Source organism: Mesorhizobium sp. M5C.F.Cr.IN.023.01.1.1 (assembly GCF_003997585.1).
Taxonomy (GTDB): Bacteria; Pseudomonadota; Alphaproteobacteria; order Rhizobiales; family Rhizobiaceae; genus Mesorhizobium; species Mesorhizobium wenxiniae.
Genome location: NZ_RZSU01000049.1, coordinates 1 through 18,360, shown reverse-complemented (window position 1 = coordinate 18,360; position 18,360 = coordinate 1). Strand labels below are relative to the sequence as shown.

General features: G+C 60.7%; 19 protein-coding genes and 1 pseudogene. 5 read left to right on the top strand and 15 right to left on the bottom strand.

The genetic code is table 11. From position 1 onward, the window contains the following. Positions 1–136: 136 nt before the first annotated feature. The 8 genes from EOA78_RS19770 to EOA78_RS36055 all read right to left on the bottom strand — a co-directional run bounded on the left by EOA78_RS19770 (position 137) and on the right by EOA78_RS36055 (position 5,457). A complete protein-coding gene (locus EOA78_RS19770) occupies positions 137–415 on the bottom strand; it encodes a hypothetical protein (RefSeq protein WP_127316588.1) in 279 nt (92 codons plus the stop codon). 31 nt (positions 416–446) lie between these two features. After that, on the bottom strand, positions 447–1,319 hold the full coding sequence (locus EOA78_RS19765) for an RNA ligase family protein (RefSeq protein WP_127316587.1): 873 nt from the start codon (positions 1,317–1,319) through the stop codon (positions 447–449). 111 nt (positions 1,320–1,430) lie between these two features. Next, entirely contained in the window at positions 1,431–2,183 is a 753-nt protein-coding gene (locus EOA78_RS19760; RefSeq protein ID WP_127316586.1) for a hypothetical protein, read from the bottom strand. A 216-nt stretch (positions 2,184–2,399) separates the two neighbouring features. Continuing rightward, entirely contained in the window at positions 2,400–2,939 is a 540-nt protein-coding gene (locus tag EOA78_RS19755; protein ID WP_127316585.1) for a hypothetical protein, read from the bottom strand. Then, a complete protein-coding gene (locus EOA78_RS19750; protein ID WP_065007686.1) occupies positions 2,936–3,265 on the bottom strand; it encodes a hypothetical protein in 330 nt (109 codons plus the stop codon). Before EOA78_RS19750 ends, EOA78_RS19755 begins: the two co-directional genes overlap by 4 nt. A 121-nt stretch (positions 3,266–3,386) precedes the next feature. Next, on the bottom strand, positions 3,387–3,686 hold the full coding sequence (locus EOA78_RS19745; RefSeq protein ID WP_127316584.1) for a hypothetical protein: 300 nt from the start codon (positions 3,684–3,686) through the stop codon (positions 3,387–3,389). Then, positions 3,686–4,306, bottom strand: coding sequence for a hypothetical protein (locus EOA78_RS19740; protein ID WP_127316583.1), 621 nt, complete (start codon positions 4,304–4,306; stop codon positions 3,686–3,688). The genes EOA78_RS19745 and EOA78_RS19740 overlap by 1 nt, the downstream gene beginning before the upstream one ends. Further along, positions 4,303–5,457: an N-acetylmuramidase domain-containing protein gene (locus tag EOA78_RS36055; protein ID WP_128204259.1), complete on the bottom strand. Its 1,155-nt coding sequence runs from the start codon at positions 5,455–5,457 to the stop codon at positions 4,303–4,305. The genes EOA78_RS19740 and EOA78_RS36055 overlap by 4 nt, the downstream gene beginning before the upstream one ends. A gap of 263 nt (positions 5,458–5,720) precedes the next feature. Between EOA78_RS36055 and EOA78_RS19730 the strand changes: the two genes are divergently transcribed. From EOA78_RS19730 to EOA78_RS19720, 4 genes are all read left to right on the top strand, one after another. After that, positions 5,721–6,218, top strand: a complete 498-nt coding sequence (locus EOA78_RS19730; protein ID WP_164783835.1) for a GDSL-type esterase/lipase family protein — start codon at positions 5,721–5,723, stop codon at positions 6,216–6,218. 110 nt (positions 6,219–6,328) lie between these two features. Beyond that, a complete protein-coding gene (locus EOA78_RS36050) occupies positions 6,329–6,484 on the top strand; it encodes a hypothetical protein (RefSeq protein ID WP_164783834.1) in 156 nt (51 codons plus the stop codon). 125 nt (positions 6,485–6,609) lie between these two features. After that, on the top strand, positions 6,610–7,347 hold the full coding sequence (locus EOA78_RS19725) for a class I SAM-dependent methyltransferase (protein WP_164783833.1): 738 nt from the start codon (positions 6,610–6,612) through the stop codon (positions 7,345–7,347). Positions 7,348–7,466: 119 nt separating this feature from the next. After that, positions 7,467–9,428 carry an acyltransferase family protein gene (locus EOA78_RS19720; protein WP_127316580.1) on the top strand — a complete coding sequence of 654 codons (1,962 nt, stop codon included), beginning with the start codon at positions 7,467–7,469 and terminating at the stop codon, positions 9,426–9,428. 9 nt (positions 9,429–9,437) lie between these two features. On the opposite strand, the gene EOA78_RS19715 is transcribed toward EOA78_RS19720, so the two are convergent. From EOA78_RS19715 to EOA78_RS19700, 4 genes are read right to left on the bottom strand one after another with little or no spacing between them, the layout of a single operon-like run. Beyond that, entirely contained in the window at positions 9,438–11,501 is a 2,064-nt protein-coding gene (locus tag EOA78_RS19715) for a BNR-4 repeat-containing protein (protein WP_127316579.1), read from the bottom strand. Continuing rightward, positions 11,498–12,508, bottom strand: coding sequence for a hypothetical protein (locus tag EOA78_RS19710; RefSeq protein WP_127316578.1), 1,011 nt, complete (start codon positions 12,506–12,508; stop codon positions 11,498–11,500). The genes EOA78_RS19715 and EOA78_RS19710 overlap by 4 nt, the downstream gene beginning before the upstream one ends. A 26-nt stretch (positions 12,509–12,534) precedes the next feature. Further along, positions 12,535–14,817 (bottom strand): hypothetical protein, encoded by a 2,283-nt coding sequence (locus EOA78_RS19705; protein WP_127316577.1) that lies wholly within the window; start codon positions 14,815–14,817, stop codon positions 12,535–12,537. Continuing rightward, complete coding sequence (locus tag EOA78_RS19700) at positions 14,802–15,218, bottom strand: hypothetical protein (protein WP_127316576.1); 417 nt, start codon at positions 15,216–15,218, stop codon at positions 14,802–14,804. The genes EOA78_RS19705 and EOA78_RS19700 overlap by 16 nt, the downstream gene beginning before the upstream one ends. A gap of 53 nt (positions 15,219–15,271) precedes the next feature. Between EOA78_RS19700 and EOA78_RS19695 the strand changes: the two genes are divergently transcribed. Next, positions 15,272–15,565 (top strand): hypothetical protein, encoded by a 294-nt coding sequence (locus tag EOA78_RS19695; protein ID WP_127316575.1) that lies wholly within the window; start codon positions 15,272–15,274, stop codon positions 15,563–15,565. A 25-nt stretch (positions 15,566–15,590) separates the two neighbouring features. Here EOA78_RS19695 and EOA78_RS19690 read toward each other — a convergent pair whose 3' ends face one another. From EOA78_RS19690 to EOA78_RS36045, 3 genes and pseudogenes are all read right to left on the bottom strand, one after another. Continuing rightward, the gene (locus EOA78_RS19690) at positions 15,591–16,235 is read right to left on the bottom strand and encodes a hypothetical protein (protein WP_127316574.1); all 645 of its coding nucleotides are present in this window, start codon (positions 16,233–16,235) and stop codon (positions 15,591–15,593) included. A gap of 1 nt (position 16,236) precedes the next feature. Further along, positions 16,237–16,992: a hypothetical protein gene (locus EOA78_RS19685; protein WP_127316573.1), complete on the bottom strand. Its 756-nt coding sequence runs from the start codon at positions 16,990–16,992 to the stop codon at positions 16,237–16,239. Between the two features lie 3 nt (positions 16,993–16,995). Next, positions 16,996–18,360, bottom strand: a pseudogene (locus EOA78_RS36045) (phage tail tape measure protein); the annotation flags it as partial.

Below are 18,360 nucleotides of genomic sequence, written 5' to 3'. Positions count from 1 at the left end.
GCTTGGATGGCCGGTTTCCAAGATCGGTTTCCGCAACGTTCCGCCTAGAATTGGAAACCTTAAAAGATCCTTGGCGGCGATCCCTGGCGCTACTCGGCATCGTCACGCCGCAAGCTGAAGTGTTATCAGGGCGCAGTCAGCGCCCTTCCCTCGCCTTTCGATAAGCATTCACGTCCACGCGTTTCATCTCGTCGTAGTCGGGAGTGTAGGTCAGACCGACCTGCTTGCCGCCGCACCTGGCGCATTTCAGCTTTGGAATGAGGTCATCCGACATCGCTGGCGCGTCCGGACCGAGCTTGGCCTTGATCGCCTCCAGGTCGAGCGCCTGATTGTGGTGGCATTTTGGATTGTGGCAGAACGCGATGAGCCGCATCTTGCCGTCGATCAATGATTGCGGTGTCCAGCCTTTCGCCATCCGGTCGATATACCGCGGGCCTGCCTTGCCCTCAATCCTCGTCCCTGAAATCCTGAAGCGAGGCATGCCGAAGCTTCGGTTCGCCGCGAAGAAACTTCACCCGGCCGATGATGCCGCGCTCCACCCACTCGACCTCGCCATCGGCAACAGCAGTTGGAAGGCCGGCCGGAGCCCTGCCCTTCTGAACGCGCTGCCAAAGCCGCTCCCGGACACCCTTCGGCAGCGCGATGGTCGCAGAGCCTGCGTAGCGGCCATCCCGCGCCATGATCGCCTTGGTTTCCTTGCCCCGCTCCCGCTTGATGCCGAGCAGTTCGAAATCGCCGATCTCCCAGCATTTGGCCTTCACCCAGGACTCGGCCTTGCCGCTGCGATACGGGCTGCCTTGGCGCTTGGAAACCATGCCCTCCAGGCCCATCTTCTCGACGGCTTTGAAGAACTCTGCACCGCTGCCCTCGAAGTGCTGGCTATACTGGATGATGCCTTCGGCCGGCTTGACCAGATCCCATAAAATCGCCTTGCGCTCGATCGCCGGTAGGGAGCGCAAATCCTTGCCATCGAGGTGCATGATGTCGAAAGCGACGAAGGCCAGCAGTTCGGCGTTCCATGCCATGCGCGAGTGCATTTCGTGAAAATTCGGCCGGCCGTCAGGGTCCGGCGCGATCACCTCGCCGTCGAGGACGAAAGACGTGGCCTTCAGCTTTTCGGCCGCGGCGACGATCGGCCAGTAACGCTTTGACCAGTCGATGCCGGTGCGGGTGAGTGCCCGAGCGCCGGCCCAATCGAGAATGAGTTGCGTGCGGAACCCGTCGTATTTGATCTCGTGGAGCCAGTCGTCACTCACTGGCGGGGTTTCGACCAGCACCGGCTCTTGCGGCTTGATGAACTTCAGCCTCGCCCCGCTCATGCAAACTCCAACGCAACAGACCCGATTCAATAAACTTTGAACGTTTCGGTTCCCAGAACGCAAAAATGCCGCCCCGGACGCGAGTCGAGGCGGGTACACTCGAATGTTGTTTTACGAGATCAATGACCCGCGCCACTCATCCCAAAGCCGGCGCGTCTCCGTCTCCGCCGGGCCCAGAGCTTGATAGAACTTGAGCAGGATGGCCGCCAGCGTGTCGAACGTCTCTTGCGACATCTCGAACTCCAGGATCTGGCCGTTTTTAGTCACCGTCACAACTCGTCCGCTAATACCGGAAATCATGTACGATGCCTCGCCCGAGGGAACTGCAACAAGCCTGGAGCTTCCGCCTGTGTGCATGTTTCTCCTCATTTCAGCAGGGGTGTTGCTGAGGGTTGAGGGATGAGCGAAAGCATTCCGGATAAGCTTGGCGCCAGGAAATTTGCTGTCGAAAAAATCGAAGACTCCGTCGATTCCGCTACCTTGAATCTGGGCCAACACCGTGGGGAATTTGTTGATTGTTGTGCGGGTCTCCTCAAGGAGCTCCAACAAATCCCCGATCGTGAGAGCGCCATCTCGTGCCGCGATGTTCATCCATTCGACGAAGATCTTGGAGTCGGCGAAGAACTCAGGGCCATACCTGTCATCCTCTGGATCTGGGTTCTCAGATCTCATTTGATCGCGGTGCGCACGAAGTTCCACTATTTTTGCGTCGCAACAGTCGAACAGCGACAACGCTGGCCTGAAGCGGTCTACAAATTGCGGCAGAGCCGAGAGCTGGCGCGAAAATGTCCTTGCGATCTCATGCTCGGACTCGGGCAACCCTTCGATAAATATCGTCGGTCGTTTACGGCTAAGCTCATCCATCCCTGGACCCATAGCTTAGAAATGCGCAGCAAGCTATCTGAGCGAACGCAAAAAAGCCCGCCGCACCTTGCGGCACGGCGGGCGATCAGTCGTTTCACCAGGCACGAGGGGTGGGACGGGGGTAGTGTGCCCGGTGTGTGAGAAATCCTACGCGTGCCGCCCGCTGCGCGTCTACCAACCGGCAGTTGGTGCGGGCGAGTTCGGCCCTGAAGGGGATCAGCCAGCCGGCTGCTCTGGCGTCAGCGGCTCAAGCGGTGCCGGTGCCGGCGTGATTATGAATTCCACCGGCGGGGCGCGAACGACGAGCGGCGCCGTCAGCTTTTGCCAGAGGTTGCAGACATAGGAGAAGCGGGCATCGTAGCGCGCCTTGCCGACCGCGGCGGCCAGCGGAACGGTCACCGAGCGCTGGTAGCTCTCGCGGCCTTCGGGCGGATAGGCATCGATCAGCGCGCGCCGGCCGACCGTATAGGTCGAGGGTACATGAATGGTCCCTTCGGAATCGGTCACGAAGCGCTCGACCGTGGCAGCACATTGCCGGCTCTGGACGACGGTGTATTGGATATCGAGCACACCGCCCTGCGGAACCTCCGGCGTCAGGACCGTCGCCTGCTCGAACGCGATTGGCGGGTCTCTGTCCAGCGCCGATGAAACCAGCACGGCAAGGCCGACGCCGGCGAGAGCGGCCGTGATGAACACCGTGGCCACCGGCACGTCGACCTTGCGCCATAAGGCGTTCCATGACCGCCTCAGGATCATTGCTTGCCTCCGGAGGCGCCGAAATAGGCCATGACCTGGTTGAGCGCCACCAGCGTGCCGGCCACGAACAGCAGCAGCTTTGTCGCCGTCTTGGCGACCCACGCCGTCTTCGTCCACAGCTCGACGATCTTGAAGCCGGCCTGGAATTTCTCCTGCTCCAGGGCGAGAAACAGGTCGAGGCGTTCGCGCTTGTATCTTGGCAGTTTTCCCGCCCAGATCAGCGCCGTTCGTTCTTCCGTAGTCAGCCGGTCCAACCATCCTACCGTCTCCGGGTCGAGGTCGAGGAGCCTGCGCGGCAGCTTTCGATCGTCACCATTTTCCGTCATCGGTTCCCCGCCCATGCCCTGCTAGTTCCAGCACTTGCGGCGCTGGCCGTTCCGATCGTTGCCGATCACGCGCTCATAGCCGGGCCGGTCGGCGCCGATCAGCGCCACCGTCCCGGCCGGGCTAAGGCTGTTCGACTGGAACCCCGCGCAGCTGCTCGCAGGCGTCGACTGGCATGCCGCTCCCGCGCAGGCCAGAAACACAAAGATCATAATCGGACATGCCACGGAGCTTCGCATTGTCGCCCTTCCTTTCGAGTTCTGCTTTGAGATCGGCCGCGGCGGTTTCAGCGACGCGACGGTCGTAGCCGGCATCGTCGCCACGGCCGTGGCCGACGAGATAGGCGACCGGCACCGCCGAGATCAGCGTGCCGAGCGCGATTAGTTTCCAGTTCCTGAGTGCAACGGCGAGGAGCTCCAGCATCAGCAGGACCTCAGAACGCCGTGATGCAGGAAGCCGTGAAAGCCGGGAACTGCAATCGAGCCCGCGCCTGCCGAACAGGTGTTCCCGTCCTTGTCGACATGCAGCGTGCCATCTTCCGGGCGACCGTGACGGACCCAGCAGGAATGCTCGTTGTCATCCGGCTTCGTGCAGTTGCTGGCGCGGCTGTCGATGTGCCAGTCGTGATTGCCCGGCAACTTCACCACAAGCGACCGATGATCAGGGCCAACCAGATAGCCGCTGGCGGCGGGACCATCCTTGCGACGCTCCGAAATCCACCATGCATCCCAGCAAGCGCCGACGGGCGCCTTGTCTAGCGTAGAGCGTTCGCCTGTCGCCTGGCAGATATAGATTTGCTTGCCAAAGAGTTGGTGCGGATCCTCGTCACCGAAGGACCTTCCGCAGGCATCGCAGGCCTTCGGCCAACGAGGGTCGCTTGCCGGCGGCTTTCGATAAAGGATGTCGGCTTCGCCAAGGTCGAACTTGGCGTTGCAATAGCCGCCGGTAGCCGAGCATTTGTGAATGTCGCTCGACGCATACCGGCGAAGCCACTGGAGCTCGCGATCGGTCGGCTCCCACCACGATATCTTGAACTCGCTCATCGCCGCGCTCCAGTCTTGAACGCCTCGACGCCCTTGGTCTCGCCGTGGCGGGCAATCAGGAACAGCCCGCCGGCGACGACGGCGATCGCCAGCATCCACATCCAGCCCGGCACGTCGCCGGCGGCATCCTTGACCGGCTGCATGACGCCGGAGGCCTCGTCGAGGTTGCCGAGGATGCCATCGAAGAAGCTGCCGATCAGCGCGAAAATTCCGGTGAAGAAGGCGCCTACCTTGGTCAGCCAATTGGTGCGGACCTCCGGCACCTTTTCGCGCACGATCTCGGGCGGCGCCTCGCTGCGTGCCGGCGCCAGTACGCGCGGCTTGGCCTTCTGCAGCGCCAAGAGCAACGCATCGTCAATGCCGTCGCCTTCCGGCAAGCCGTTCTCGGCCCGGAAGGCGCGGATTGCGGTCGCCGTCAGCGTGCCGATCCTGCCGTCGACGCCGCCGACCTCGGTGTAGCCGAGACTCTTGAGCTGCTGCTGGACCCGCTCGATTGTTTCCTTGTCGACGGATGGCTCGGCTGCCGTGGGCTTCTGCACCGGCTCGGCTGGCGGCGTATCCCTGATCTTCCGCCACTTGGCATAGGCGCTGGCAAGCTTGCTGTCATAGCGGTTCTTTTTGTAGCCGGGTCCGTTGTAGCCCCTGGCGAAGCCGGCCCAATTGTGGTCGCGCAGCTCGTCGTCGAGCTTGTTGGCCTTGATGAACCGGACCGCTGCCTCGAGGTGTGCCGCCTCATCCGCCATGAAGGCCTGTACCATCGCCTGCACGGTCGCAAAGCCAGCGGCCTTGAAGTTTTCGCCCAGGATCTGTGTCAGGCCCCACGAAGCCGATTTGAGCGCCGCCGTCTCGTCGATCGCCATGGCCGCGGCCAGACGCGGATAGCTGTCTTTCAGATAGGGTTTTGCGCCCCACTTGGCGTAAGCAAGCCCGGCCTTGACCGCGGCGGTTCGATTGGCGCCGGCCAGGTTGCGATAAAACACATGCGGCTCGAACAGCAGCTTAGGCCGGCCGGCGCGGTCGAAGCCGGATCCGGCCGCCTCGACGTCCATGAATGCGTGCATCTCGTCTTCGCCGACGCCGATCATCGCGCCGATGCGCGAGATGTCGCGATCGGCGATGCGCTTCGCTGCCCCCTTGAACGTTTTGTCCATGACAATTCCTTTCAGCCCTCGCGGGCAGTTGTTTTGTTTCGATTTGTAAATTCGCGTGATCTAGCCGCGCCCAATGTAATCGGCTATGGAGAGCGCAACTTTGGAGGGTACTTGGGCAAATGGGGCTCATCAGGTTCAGGGGCATCCTTTCCATATGGAAGGCGCGCGTTATTCCGAGGAATGCTGCTCCGTGGTCAGATCACTGGACCGTTCGGACGGCTGCGATCGCGGCGCATCTGCGGTGGATAGGTCCCGACAGCCTCATGCTTGTCGGAGACTCGCTCTTCGAACTTGTACCGCCGCACCCACTTGAAGGTCTCAAAGTAGTAAATGCTGGGTTTGGCGGCGCGACCGCAGCCAACGTCTATGCTTCCATTGCATCTTCCGTCGTGTGGTCGGCCCTGAAAGCAAATCCGCCGGCAAAGGCTGTGATTCAGGTAGGAACAAACGACAGCAAGACAGGCGCCGACCCGGTCAAAGTCGCCGAAAAGACAATGGCAATTTGCTCTTTGTTTCGGAGCATCGGCGCAGAATCCATCGTCTTCGCGATCCCGCCGATCGAAGAAAAGAAAACGGCCTTCAGATCGGCTTCTGTGGCCAGCGCCATCAACGATGCGACACGCCAGGCGTGTCTCAGAAGGGGCGTTTCTTTTATCGACCCCTACGTCGCAATTCGCGGCTCGAACGACGTGACCGAGGATGGCATCCACCTGGCCCGTGGCGCGGTTGTCGCGCTGGTCGACGCCATCCGGGCGGCCTAGACGCCGCGCCGCGGCAGGCCGGACCAGCGAGTTCGCGTGGCTTGCAAAACGCCGTTGACTGTGCCGCAAGGGACGCGCTTATACTGCACTGCACAATAGGAACTTACCCAATGGCGCTGCGGATCAAATTGCCGGGAGGCACACTGAAGGTGAAGACCTATCGCGAGTTACGAACCCGCGAGCGTGATCGCCGCGTGCCAGTGCTCAAGATTGGATCGATGTACATCATCTGGTTGGCGAGCAAACAAAAGCCGGAAAGTGATTAAACGAAATCCTCTGTCGTTCCTTTCCGCTCCGTCGGATTAACCTCTTGTCGCGAGGCTGGAATTGCGAGAGAAGGAGCCAAACCAAGTTAACCGGAGGGTTTTTAGCGATGCCTCGTAGACTACTGATGTCCGCCTACAAGGCAATGCCGACCGCGCTTCAGGAGCGGGCGACAATTTTCCGGGAGGCGATGGTTAATGCGCGGCTTATAAAGCAGCGCTCGCAAGTGCGAGAGTGCAATATTTGTGGGTACGTCGGACACTTTAAGACCTTTGGTTTCCCCTTCCGGCTCGACGCTCGGTGTGCGCAATGCCAGTCACTAGAGCGTCATCGCCTCATTAAGATGTGGTTCGATGAAAACAAGGATCTGATGGCGTCCAAGTCTGTGCTGCACTTCGCACCAGAGCCGGCAGTGACTCGCTTCGTCAAGCCGATGGTTTCGAAGTATCTGACAACCGATCTGGACCCATCACTAGGTGAAGTTGTCCTGAACATCGAAGCCATCGAAATGCCTGACAAGTCCTTCGATCTTGTCATATGCTCGCATGTTCTTGAGCATGTGGACGACCGGAAGGCGCTGAGAGAAATCAATCGGATCCTTCGGCCCGCAGGAATCGCTCTCCTCATGACCCCGGTTATCGAAGGGTGGTCAGAAACATACGAGAACAGTGCGATTTCCACTCCACGCGACCGAGCGCTGCACTATGGGCAGGCCGATCATGTGCGCTATTTTGGCTCGGATATCCGCTCCCGGATTACCGACGCCGGTTTTTCGTTGAGCGAGTACACCGCAGTTGAACCTTATGTCCACAAACACGCGCTGACTCGTGGCGAGAAGATATTTGTGGCGTCTAAGTCGCAATAGCGAAACTTTAGATTAGAACGTCGCCACGAGTTCCGCCACCTTGTCAGCAGTGATATGCCGAGCTCCCAGGGAAGAAGGACCTTGCGGACCGACCGCACCACGCCCGAGGGGGGAGTTTCATGCACATTAGAACAGGAAGCGCGGTTCAGCGCGTCGAAACCTATCGACCCGACATCGAGGGTTTGCGGGCCGTCGCGGTGCTGTCTGTTGTTGCCTTCCATTTTGGGTTGCCACTCCCCGGCGGATTTATCGGGGTCGATGTTTTCTTCGTGATCTCAGGCTACCTGATTACCAGAATCTTGTTGAGCGAAATGGACCGGACGGGCTCAATCGATCTGATGCGGTTCTATGGTCGGCGCGCTCGTCGTCTGCTGCCAGCCTCTCTTCTCATGATCGCCTGCACTCTCGCCGCTGGGACGCTGATCCTTGCCCCGATCGAACAGAAGTTCATGGCGAAGGGTGCTTTCGCGTCCGGCGTCTATTCGAGCAATCTCTACTTCATGCTGCTCAGGGACGACTATTTCGCGAAAGGAAGCGGGCTCAACCCTTTCCTTCACACGTGGTCGCTCGCGGTCGAGGAACAGTTTTATGTGGTCTGGCCCGGCCTTCTGCTGGTCGCGAGCCGCTATCTAAAACTGCCTCGTCCTGTATGGCTCGCGGCACTCTGCGTCCTGTCCGTGGCCCTGTGCGTCTGGCTGACCTGGTATCGTCAGCCTTTCGCCTTCTACTCTTCGCCGGCTCGGGCTTGGGAGTTCGGGCTTGGAGCACTCGCCACGTTGCCCATTGTCTCGAAATGGGCGGCCCTGTCCAGATCGTCAGTCCCACTAGGATGGATCGGTGCGGCGGTACTTGCGACCTGCCTGCTGACCTTCCATGAGGGGATAGTTTTCCCCGGTTCAATCGCGGCGTTGCCGGCCTCAGCAACCGCATTGATCCTCCTCAGCGGCGTGAGCCCGTCGCGTGGTCTCCGGTCCCTGTTAACGTTTCCCGCCCTCCAATGGGTCGGCAAACTCTCCTACTCGATCTATCTTTGGCACTGGCCCGTGATCGTGTTCGCGACCATCCTTTACCCTGAGCGTGGCCCTGCCGTCATTCTGGCCTGTTGCGCGATCACACTGGCGGCATCCTATGCTAGTTTCAGGCTTGTCGAAGATCCGGTGCGCAACAACCCGTGGCTTGGGGCGCGGGCCGTTCGGTCCGTCGCGCTCGGGGCGCTTTTGACCTTTGTCACCGCTGGGTCCGGCGGAGTTGCGTTTCTCATGGCTCGGCACTTCGCCGCAGAACCTGCGCAAGCCAAAATACTTGCCCAGGCGACAGAAATGCCGGCCGGGAGCGATCGAAAGTGCCTGATCAACTTCACCGACGCCGAGCCGATGCCATGTGTGTTCGGACAGGAAACTTCATCTAAAACCGTGGTGCTGATCGGCGATTCCCATGCCGATCAATGGTCAACTCCTCTGAGTGAACTCGCCACCCGAGAAGGATGGAAACTTGTCACCTATCTGAAGGCGTCGTGCTCCGTTTCCGATATCCCGATCTACAGCAAACGGCTACGGCGATGGAGCCCGGAATGCGCCGAATGGCGGCGGCGATCAATTGAAGAAATCGCCAAGCTCAATCCGGCACTGATCGTCGTCTCCCAATTTTCCAATGGCTATATCAAAGGCCCTAGGAGCGGTTTGGGAGAGTATGCCGTGTCCTATGACGAGTGGGAAACCGGCCTCACGAAATCGCTCCAAGTTTTGGCGTCAAGCGGGCCGGTGCTTTTGCTCCGCGATACCCCGACCCCGAGCGTTGATTTGGCCACATGCGTCGAAAGAAGCGCATGGCGTGGATTATCATCCGATACCTGCATGGTGACGCGCTCGGCAGCGATAGACGAGCGGCTGACTGCTCTTGAACGAAATGTCGCGCAATCGAGCGGCGTCAGTTTCGCCGATATGACCAACACCTTTTGCGATCAGTCATGCCCAGGGATGAAAGATGGAATGCTAGTTTATCGCGATGCGAACCATCTTGCGACGCCTTACGCTCGACGGCTCGCCCCCTTGATCAAGGCATATTTGCCCGAGCATTTGTGATCGACGGCCTCAGCTCGGCATTTGCGCCAACGCCCAAGCGTAGTCATCATCGCGCATCTGCGTAGTCTGCTCGCCTACGCGGTGGATCAGACCCGTCAGCAGACCGTTAAAGAAAGAAGCAGGCACGGCTGCTGCACTGGCACCCAGGCGCATGAGAACGGCCGTTGCATTCACGGCGCCACCTGTGATCGGACCCGAAGCCACGAGAACGCCATTGACATAAAGGAACAATGTTGTGCCGATGGTATAGGCCTGAACGACATAGTCCTGCCCATATAGAGTGTCGGTCAGGCCGCCAGTAAGCGTCGTCTGTGTGGTGAGGTGAAAGGCAATGGCTCTCGGCGTCTGGCCATTGATGTTAATTGGCGTGGCAACTCGCGGGTTGCCAGCCCCTTGGTCTAGGCTCAAAACGGAGCGAGAAGCATCGACCGTCGAATAGGGACGGAAAACGGCAGTTGTCATAAACCCGCCGGCAGCCCAAGCCTTCGATGCGCCTGTGAGATAGCGCGAGCCGCCGCCGGCCATATCGAATTTCAGGCCATACTGGTTTCCCACTTTATCGAGGAATGGCCCGGTCACAGCCGCGTTGGAAAGAATGTTTCCCGTTCCGAACTTGTCATTCACCTGCTTTACGATATTGCCGGCCACAGCGCGCGTGATGCCAGCGTCAGAGAAGATACTCGCCGTGTCGGATAGGTCGATGCAGAACCCGTCTCCCGTCAGGGCTTTCGGGACGACGAATGAACGAACTCGTCCCGGACGCATACCCCGGTCCCCCCAGGCGTAACAACGCTGATCGAACGCCGAACTTCTCAGGGCGTTCGGGGCTCGCTCGTACCAAAGCGCGCGGAGGTTGGCGTGGCCATCCTTCGCAGCCACGGTGCTGTCCATGCCAGCTCTTCCCGGTCCCTGTTCCATCAGGGTCGTTTCGGCGCCGAAGTCAGCAGAGGCACCGCCAGCCAGCAGGTTTCTGCAGACGATGTCGCCGCCGCGCTGGTCCACGCCAGTCCTATTCTTCGGCCACATCAGGCTGACCCCGCCGCCAGCAATCGGGACCAGTCCTTCGGCGTTGAAGCGACATTCTGTCACTCCTACCGTCACTGCGGGAGCGAAGACGCCAGCCGCCCCGACCATGTGCTTCACGTCGTATGGGAAATACGGGTCGCCTCCCGGATCGCGAAATCCTTCGTGGGTTGCGATGTGGGACCGACCAGCAGCGTCGAAGCAGAATGCCGGAGTGTTCGACGTGTTCCCGGCCCCGGTTGTGTAAATCCGGAACGACGTATTCATGTCCGTAAGCGTCACCGGGAACGGAGCATTGACCCCGCCGAAGGAGACCAGCCGGAGGTTAGGAATGTCGATCTTGTAGTAGTAGACGTGCATGCGCTCGGTATCGAAGGCATTGGCTCGACTGCAGGCTTGATGGATCAGCCCATCGCCGCCGAGTATTGCCGTGCTCTGATACCACCGGCTGTCGTTGCCGAGATCGCCGACGTAGACCTCGGCGCCAGCGGTGATCACCGCTCCGACGAACGTCAGAATTCGGTATACCAGCACGCCATTGTTGTCGATGGTGAAGCCACCTTCACCGTTGTTGTATTGCTTCCGAAGCAGGCACACCATGCTGTTGTCTGGCATGAGGACAAGATGCGGATAGGTATAGGCCCCCACCAGAACAGGCCCCGCGGTCCAGGCGGTTTCGTCGCGCGGGTTGGTGGAGATCGCAGTGTAGAAGTCCCCGTTGTGGTTTCCCCACGAGATGACCAGTCGGCCGTCCGCGTTCATCGCCAGTCCTGGGACACCGTGGTCATCGTCGCTCACGAGGCTTCGCGGACCGACGTTGTAGCTACGTCCCCACTGGTTAGTTGCGTGATTGTAGGCTCGGACGCGAGACAGCCTGACCGATCCAAGAAAGACGGTCTCGTAGGCCACAAAGGTCTTGTTGGAGACCGCGTCATAGAGAGCGTTGTACTGGGTGCTCGTGTACCAGGCAGACGTGTGACCTTCGTTGGAGAAGAACACGTCATCCAGCGCCTCGGGTGCCTCTCTGTTTATGAAGGGCAGGATGCTCATGCGACTTCTCCAAAGGCTTTAGCGAAGAATTCTTTAACGTTGCCGGCTGCATAGGTCAGGAAAAACACGATCTGATCGCCGTCGCCCACGGCGATCGAGAGGCCGGAGACATTCAGGGGCGTTCCCAGAACAACGGTTACTGGCCCATACGCCACCACGTCATTGATCGACATGTAGAAGTCGACGGATGCCCCGACCTCGCCGGAGATGACCTCGGCATAGATTTTCGACAGGGTGACGGCGACGCTGACGGATCGTTCCGCATAGTAGCCGCCAAGGGCAACGTTGTCCGACTTGTAGACTGCAACCCCATACTCGTCGAACCCCGAAGACCGGCTAGCGAGAAGATCCAGCCGATCACTCAGTGACGGTTCGCCTCCACGCGCTGCTTGTACCTCCGCCGTGGTGGCATTAGCCGATGTGGTCTTTACAAACAAAAGAGAAGTGGTGCCCACCGTGATCGGCGCAAGCGTCTGCAGCGCCCATGTCTCGGCTGCATGCGTGCCTGCATCGACGTCGAAGCGCGCACCGGCCAGTTCGTCTGCCGTGTCCATGTCTGCCGAGCGGAGCGCGGCCCCTGATGCCTGCACAACATAGACGCCATCGGTCGCCGCCCCGGCCGGCGTTGCGCGCGCAACCCGATCGTTCGCCACCAGCACCAAGCCGTCAAGCGTGGAGCCGACCGTCATCGTGGCGGGGTCGGTGGCGGTGGTTACAAGCAGACGAACCGACTGCATCGGCGGCTTTATGCCGCTCAGCACAATGTCTTCGACATCGTCCATGCGAGTCTCGACGATGTCGACGCGTCCTTCGATAGCGTCGATCTGCCCTGGTATCCCGCCGACAGTGCCTTCCACTGCGCCAACGCGAGCATCCAGCCCGTCGACGGCGGTCTGGATGCCGCCACCAATCTGCGACCTGATCTGGCTTTTGTCCGGCTGCGACGCGGAACCAGACGGTCCGTCAGCGTATACCTCATTGAAGGCATCGCGAATTTCATTCGCCATGGTTACATCCCGATGATTGGAGAGATTTAAGTGACGACGACGGCGCCAGTCGCGACGCTCGCGGTGCTTTCGACGGCCGACGCATTCATCGACCGGAGCCAGTAATAGTAGGTGCCGGCCGCCAGAGCGGTGTCGGTCCAGGCATCGGGCGATGATGCCGGGCCATATTCAGTGCGAACCACCGTCGCCCCGCCTTCGACATTGACGGTATTGCGGCGGATGTTGGTGGCATAATAGTTGCCGGAGTTCGGGCTGTCCCAGGTTAGGGCGACTTGCCCGACACCGCCGGTGGCGACGACGTTTTCGACGGCCGCCGGTGGCGTCGTATCGACCGTCGAGACCACCGTTTCCGTGTCGGACCAGAGATCGCCGTAGGTTCCGTTCGAGCCGATGTAGTTGGCTTCGACCTCGATCGCTGTGTTCGTCGGAACCGGGTTGGTGTTCAGCACGATCAGACCGGCGTCAGGTTCGGCGTCCGGGAACTTCTGCTCCACCCATGTGCCAGGCACGCCGCCGCCAGTGTCGGCGACACGATAGCGAACGACCGGGGTGAGATCGTCGCGGTCCGGATCGACCAGCACGACGCGGACATAGACTGATCCGCCGCCGGAGACTGCAGCCACCGTGTCGATGAGGGCGACAGGAATGCCTTCCGAAACGGGCTTCGGCGGAACCGGCGGTGCGGCACCTTCATCCGTCGCGGGGTCCCACGCCTCGATGTCCGGCGGCATGACGACGAAGGTCATCTGGAAGCCACCGCGAGATACGGACAGCACGGATCGGCGGTTGTTGACGAGCTTTCCGTTCAGAGATGGAATGCTTATGGGCGTCTGAAGCCTGACCCAAGGAGCGTAGACAGCGTTGACGCCGGTAAACCGGACATCGAGCGAGCCGCGCTTCTTCTGGCGCATCCGAGCGAACTCGCGCTTCGCGAGCCGCCTGGCCTGTCGCCACTGCTGGACCCACAGATAGTTGCCGTCCTGCGGCAGCACTCGACCAGCCTGGAGCTGGGCCGGAACGTCCTCGAAATAATCCGTGTCGGTCGATGTGTAGTCAGTCGCCGGATAGGTGAACTTCGGGACGAGCCGATTGCACTCATCCTCCGGAAGCACATCATGCTGAATGGTGTAGCCGACGATGTCGGCGTCAGTCAGCGTCGCGACGTACTTCTCGCGGAACTTGCCGGCGACGAACAGCAGAGCACCATCGCCACGCTCGCACATCCAGCCGTCGCATGTGGCGAGGATCGCGTTTGTTCCGGCCTTGGGGTCGTGCTCTGTGGTGTCGAAGCCACCACACTCGTAACGCTTTTCCGTGCCGCCGGCAGCACGCGGCACGAGCTCGTCGCAGACGTCGGCCTCCTCCTGCCACATGTCGAGCACCGGCAGGATAGCCTTCTTGAAGTCGCGTTTCGTCCCGAATGGGTTGAAACATTCGTGCCAGGCGAGATGAATGGCCGGGTTCTTGGTGAAGACCCACGTCGAAGGATCATCCGGATCCTGCAAAGGATCACGAAAATCCCAGCACAGCGATAGCTCGGCAACCACCGATAGGGCCGGCTTGCCATAGGGGAACGCCTTGGTGAAATTATCCTGCGCCGGCGTGACACAGACCATTGCGACGGAGGCCTGGCCGTCGCCGCGATGGTTGGCCGTCCAGATCCCTTGAGCGCTGAGTTCATCCACCAGAGCCGGGAAGGCGGTCTCCGGAGTGAGGCCTAGATTGTAGAAGATGCGCACCCTGTTGGCGCCGTAGCGATTGGAGTGCAGAGGATCTTCGACCCCACCGCCCACTTCCAGCGTGACCTTGTCGTCGTTCAGGTAGAAGTCGACATAGGCGTTGATCCGGTGCGCGACGATCGCCTGCACCGAGTACATGTCGGCGTCGACCGATTCCCACAGCATCATTGCGCCGGCCAGCCTTGCCACGCCAACTCCCCAGAAGCGATACGGGATTGGCTGCGTCAGCGGCTGGCGCCCGTCCTCCGGCTTGGGTGGCTTTGGCGCCATCGCGTAGGTCAGACCCACAGTCAGGGCCGTGGTGACGATGGCCGAGGCGATTGCCGCATAGGAGATCGTGACAGCGCCGCCAAAGAGCGAGATGTTGCCGGTGAGACCGGCAGCTATGAACAGAGGCGTGAAGATCGGGTCCCTGTGAACAGGCCACTGATACTCGCCATTCCATCCCGAGGCGAGGAACTCCTGCGTCGTCGTCGTCTCGAAGGCACCGATGCCAGTGCTGTACGAGACGGCGCGACCGTTCAACGCCTCCCGCAGGACCTCGTCGAGCGAACTCACGCTATGCGCCATGCCACGCCGGTCCAATCGAGCTTTTTGACCATTGGTCCCCGCGCCGACATCACCGCCCACAGCGGGCCGAACTTGATGCCCGGGATGTCTTTGACTGATGCGCCGTCGGCGTCGAAGCCCGCCATGGCGCGAACGATGCCTATGTCGCCGTCCTGAGGCTGCTGGGCGCGCTGGAAGCCCAGAGCGCCGAGCTTAGCCCCGACCAGGCGCTCGACGCCTCCAGAGGCCCGCAAAACAGCGTCAGCGTCTTCAGCCGTGAAGTAGGTCCCACGCAAATCGGCGGCCGGATCCTTGCCTGTGGCCTCGAATACCCAGGCGGCGCAGAAGGTCGTGCAGTCGTCGCCGCCCATGCCTCCCCAGCGCCACCGGTGAGGCAGCCTGATGTATTCTTCCAGGGTCATGGATTTCTCTGATGAACGGGATAGGGTCCCAGCGACAGCGATCGGAGAGTGGTGTGAAGAAGCTTTCAGAGATCGACATTACAGAGTGGGCTCAGAATGCCGATGGCTCGTTCAACCTTTCACATCTGACGAAGTTGAGATGCCTTCCTCTTGAGCACGGCGGCGTTGCTCTGCGCTTGGTTTTCTCAAATCAGAAGGCTCCCACCGATCGAACGACAGCGGACGAAGGCATCCTTCAACTGGCACTTTCGACCAATCAAGCTCGCGCAACAGCCGATATCCTTCGGGAGATCGCTGATTTGGTTGATCAGCAGAGCCCGGCACCAAAGGCGGGCAAGACGAATTGATTGCTTCGGTCACCGCCTTCAACTCCTAATAATCAGGCCACGCCGGAGCAACACCCCGGCCGAGCCGAGCGATGCCCGAGCAGAACTCATCTGTCGGATAAAGTGCCTTCTGATGCGCGGGGGTCCACGTCACCTGTGCTGATCGAGACCGGGTGTTGGTGCCGGAGACGACGGCCAGGCTGAGATTTGTCTTCTTGTCTTCGCCGCCCGTGACCGGAGGAGACGATTCCGTTGGATGCGAGGCCGTTCCGGTCCACAGCGCCACAATGCTCGACATCGGCTGGTAATACTGGTCCAGCGTGGTGAAGCCGATCTTCAGGTCCTTGCCGCGCACATCCGGCATGGTGTCCACCACTTTCTGGGCGGTGGATGGGTCAATGCCGGCGATGCCGAACTCGACGGAGCTCGACTGGCCGTTGACCAGCACCTCGAGCGTTGGGATGTTGAGCAGTCTGCCGCCGCCGAGATAGACCGTCCCGTCAGGATCGATGCTGTCGAAGCCTGCCGGGATGTCGTTCACACCTGCCCAGATGTGAAGGCCTGGATCAGTTTCCAGACGAAAGAAGATGCCGAGGATATGGCTTCCCGCCATCGCGTCGAGCACGGCTTGCGGCACGTAGTCGACCGAATAGGAGCCGATCAGGCTGGCGTAGGTATCCTGCCAGGCCATTTCAGAACGCCTCGACGAATTGAAAGCTGACGCTTGACTGCATGAAGCCGCGCGCCTTCCACGCCAGCGTGAATCCGACGGGGAACTTGGCGACACAGCGCGGACGGGCGAATTCGATGCGCGTCCCCGCGACGACGGCTTCCCGAAGCGGCCGATCAAGCGAGATCACATATTGCGATCCGCTATGGCTGACGCCATCGACGTCGACGGTGACATCAACAGGATCGGACGTCTCCCAGTATCGATACACGCGCCAGCCCTTGACCGTGTGCAATATCGAAAACCAGTCTGACCACCGAAGCCGGCGACTGGCCCCGAAGATGTTGATCGTCATCTGGCCGGCGTTGAGGGCTGCACTGGCCCCCACGGTTCCGAACACCGTCGCCTGGCTGTAGCCGGAATCGTCCGAGAACAGAGAGCCGTCAGAGTGCGGGATGCCGCCGATGATCGGCTTGGGCACGCCGTTGATCAGCGGGAACGGCCCCATCCAGTCCGACCGCACCGGCACATTCATGAACCGAAATGACCCGTTCATCCGGGCCGCTACCCAATTGATGTATTCGTGCTCCTCCGGTCTTTGAGCGAAGCAGTTTTCATAGCTGGCGATGAACACACCGCCACCCGTTGTCTCGATCGTGACGGACTCGCCGAGACCATTGCGGCCGCCTTCGAGTCCTCCGCCCTTGCTGTCGAACGACATTTCCGACGCTTTGATGAAGTCGATATCGAGCGTGGGCAAACCGGTATAGCGCCCCATGCTCTAGCCCTTCTGCGAAGCGTATTGCCGCTGTAGTTCACCAAAACCGCCGCGAGACTGCGCCTCGTGGTACTGGCTGATCGCTTCCTGTGCGCCCTGACGCGCCAGCATCCGCACATGATCATCGCCGTTGGCGCCGTCGAGGTTGATGTTGAAATCAACCTTGCTGGGCTGAGACGGCCGGTTCGAGTTGGCAGCCATCCGCATAGAGACGTCATGCGGGATGACCCGTGATCCGCGCGGCAGATCGATGATCTCGCCACCCATTTCGTTGATCCTGGCAAGACCGCCAGGCGCGAAGTCGGTGCCGTTGGCAAATCCGAACAGTTTTGGAATGAAGCTCAGCAGCGCCGAGAAGATGCCGCCACCGCCGCCGCTCGATGCCGGCGCGGACCCGGCATAGCCGAGGATCTCCGACCGCGACGTGTTGGCCTGAAAATTCCCTGGCTTCAGACCGTCGAGAATGGATGCCGGACCACCTTTGCCGCCAAGGCCTCCGGCGAGCGCATCAACCGCGCTGGTGACCGAAGTTCCGAGCCCGCCAAGGTTCTGGGAGGCGGTGATGGCGTTCGTAGACATCTTGTCGAGAGCGGCCGAGGCCTTTTCCGCCCCTACACCTATCGGGTTGGCGCCTGAGAGTCCCTGCCAGTTGCCGACGCCAGCCGCCTTGGCGCCATACCAAGCACCCCAGCCATTCTTGGCGGCGTTGTCCAAGGCGAAGTCGACACCAGCACGAGCATTGGCCGGGTTGGCAGGGTCAAGCCCTGTCTGCCTCATGAAATCGTTGCCCAAACCGGCCGGGTATCCGGTCCCCGCGCCGCCCTTGAGAAGCTGGAACGGTCCGTAGGACGGTTCGCGAATGCCGTTCTTCATGGCGTTGCTCTGCCATACGCCGGGCGCGAGCCCCTCGGAACGAGCGACCCGAAGTGCGGTGTCAGGATCAATCCCGCGCGCGATAGCCGCTTGCTGAATGTAGCCGGCCATTCCCGTCAGATTAGGCAGCGGTGCGCGTGTCACGGCGCCCTTCGCGTAATTGTCGTTGCTGGCGGTGCCCCCAGCACCAAGGAACGCGGAGAGCGTCGTGTTGGCGACAAAACCAGCGCCTCCACCCACCCCCGCGCCGGGTCTCTGTCCGGTCAGCGCGGCAGCGATCCATGTCGCCAGCCGGTCGAAGATGTCACTCAACTGCTTGTCCATCGACGTCGTCAATGCGTTGAGGATCGCGTTGCCCAGCGCCTCGCCGACGTCGCCACCATTACTCAGCAGCTCGGATTTGAAATCCGTCAGGAAGCCGACAGCGAGGCCTTTCGCGCCGGCAAACCTGGCGAGGTCACGCATCTGCTGCGCAGCCGGCGAATTGAGGTCAAC

What these genes read in the sequence shown, in the direction of transcription:
- EOA78_RS19770 (WP_127316588.1), bottom strand. Translation starts at nt 415, where the DNA reads ATGGCGAAAGGCTGGACACCGCAATCATTGATCGACGGCAAGATGCGG.
- EOA78_RS19765 (WP_127316587.1), bottom strand. Translation starts at nt 1,319, where the DNA reads ATGAGCGGGGCGAGGCTGAAGTTCATCAAGCCGCAAGAGCCGGTGCTG.
- EOA78_RS19760 (WP_127316586.1), bottom strand. Translation starts at nt 2,183, where the DNA reads ATGGATGAGCTTAGCCGTAAACGACCGACGATATTTATCGAAGGGTTG.
- EOA78_RS19755 (WP_127316585.1), bottom strand. Translation starts at nt 2,939, where the DNA reads ATGATCCTGAGGCGGTCATGGAACGCCTTATGGCGCAAGGTCGACGTG.
- EOA78_RS19750 (WP_065007686.1), bottom strand. Translation starts at nt 3,265, where the DNA reads ATGACGGAAAATGGTGACGATCGAAAGCTGCCGCGCAGGCTCCTCGAC.
- EOA78_RS19745 (WP_127316584.1), bottom strand. Translation starts at nt 3,686, where the DNA reads ATGCTGGAGCTCCTCGCCGTTGCACTCAGGAACTGGAAACTAATCGCG.
- EOA78_RS19740 (WP_127316583.1), bottom strand. Translation starts at nt 4,306, where the DNA reads ATGAGCGAGTTCAAGATATCGTGGTGGGAGCCGACCGATCGCGAGCTC.
- EOA78_RS36055 (WP_128204259.1), bottom strand. Translation starts at nt 5,457, where the DNA reads ATGGACAAAACGTTCAAGGGGGCAGCGAAGCGCATCGCCGATCGCGAC.
- EOA78_RS19730 (WP_164783835.1), top strand. Translation starts at nt 5,721, where the DNA reads ATGCTTGTCGGAGACTCGCTCTTCGAACTTGTACCGCCGCACCCACTT.
- EOA78_RS36050 (WP_164783834.1), top strand. Translation starts at nt 6,329, where the DNA reads ATGGCGCTGCGGATCAAATTGCCGGGAGGCACACTGAAGGTGAAGACC.
- EOA78_RS19725 (WP_164783833.1), top strand. Translation starts at nt 6,610, where the DNA reads ATGTCCGCCTACAAGGCAATGCCGACCGCGCTTCAGGAGCGGGCGACA.
- EOA78_RS19720 (WP_127316580.1), top strand. Translation starts at nt 7,467, where the DNA reads ATGCACATTAGAACAGGAAGCGCGGTTCAGCGCGTCGAAACCTATCGA.
- EOA78_RS19715 (WP_127316579.1), bottom strand. Translation starts at nt 11,501, where the DNA reads ATGAGCATCCTGCCCTTCATAAACAGAGAGGCACCCGAGGCGCTGGAT.
- EOA78_RS19710 (WP_127316578.1), bottom strand. Translation starts at nt 12,508, where the DNA reads ATGGCGAATGAAATTCGCGATGCCTTCAATGAGGTATACGCTGACGGA.
- EOA78_RS19705 (WP_127316577.1), bottom strand. Translation starts at nt 14,817, where the DNA reads ATGGCGCATAGCGTGAGTTCGCTCGACGAGGTCCTGCGGGAGGCGTTG.
- EOA78_RS19700 (WP_127316576.1), bottom strand. Translation starts at nt 15,218, where the DNA reads ATGACCCTGGAAGAATACATCAGGCTGCCTCACCGGTGGCGCTGGGGA.
- EOA78_RS19690 (WP_127316574.1), bottom strand. Translation starts at nt 16,235, where the DNA reads ATGGCCTGGCAGGATACCTACGCCAGCCTGATCGGCTCCTATTCGGTC.
- EOA78_RS19685 (WP_127316573.1), bottom strand. Translation starts at nt 16,992, where the DNA reads ATGGGGCGCTATACCGGTTTGCCCACGCTCGATATCGACTTCATCAAA.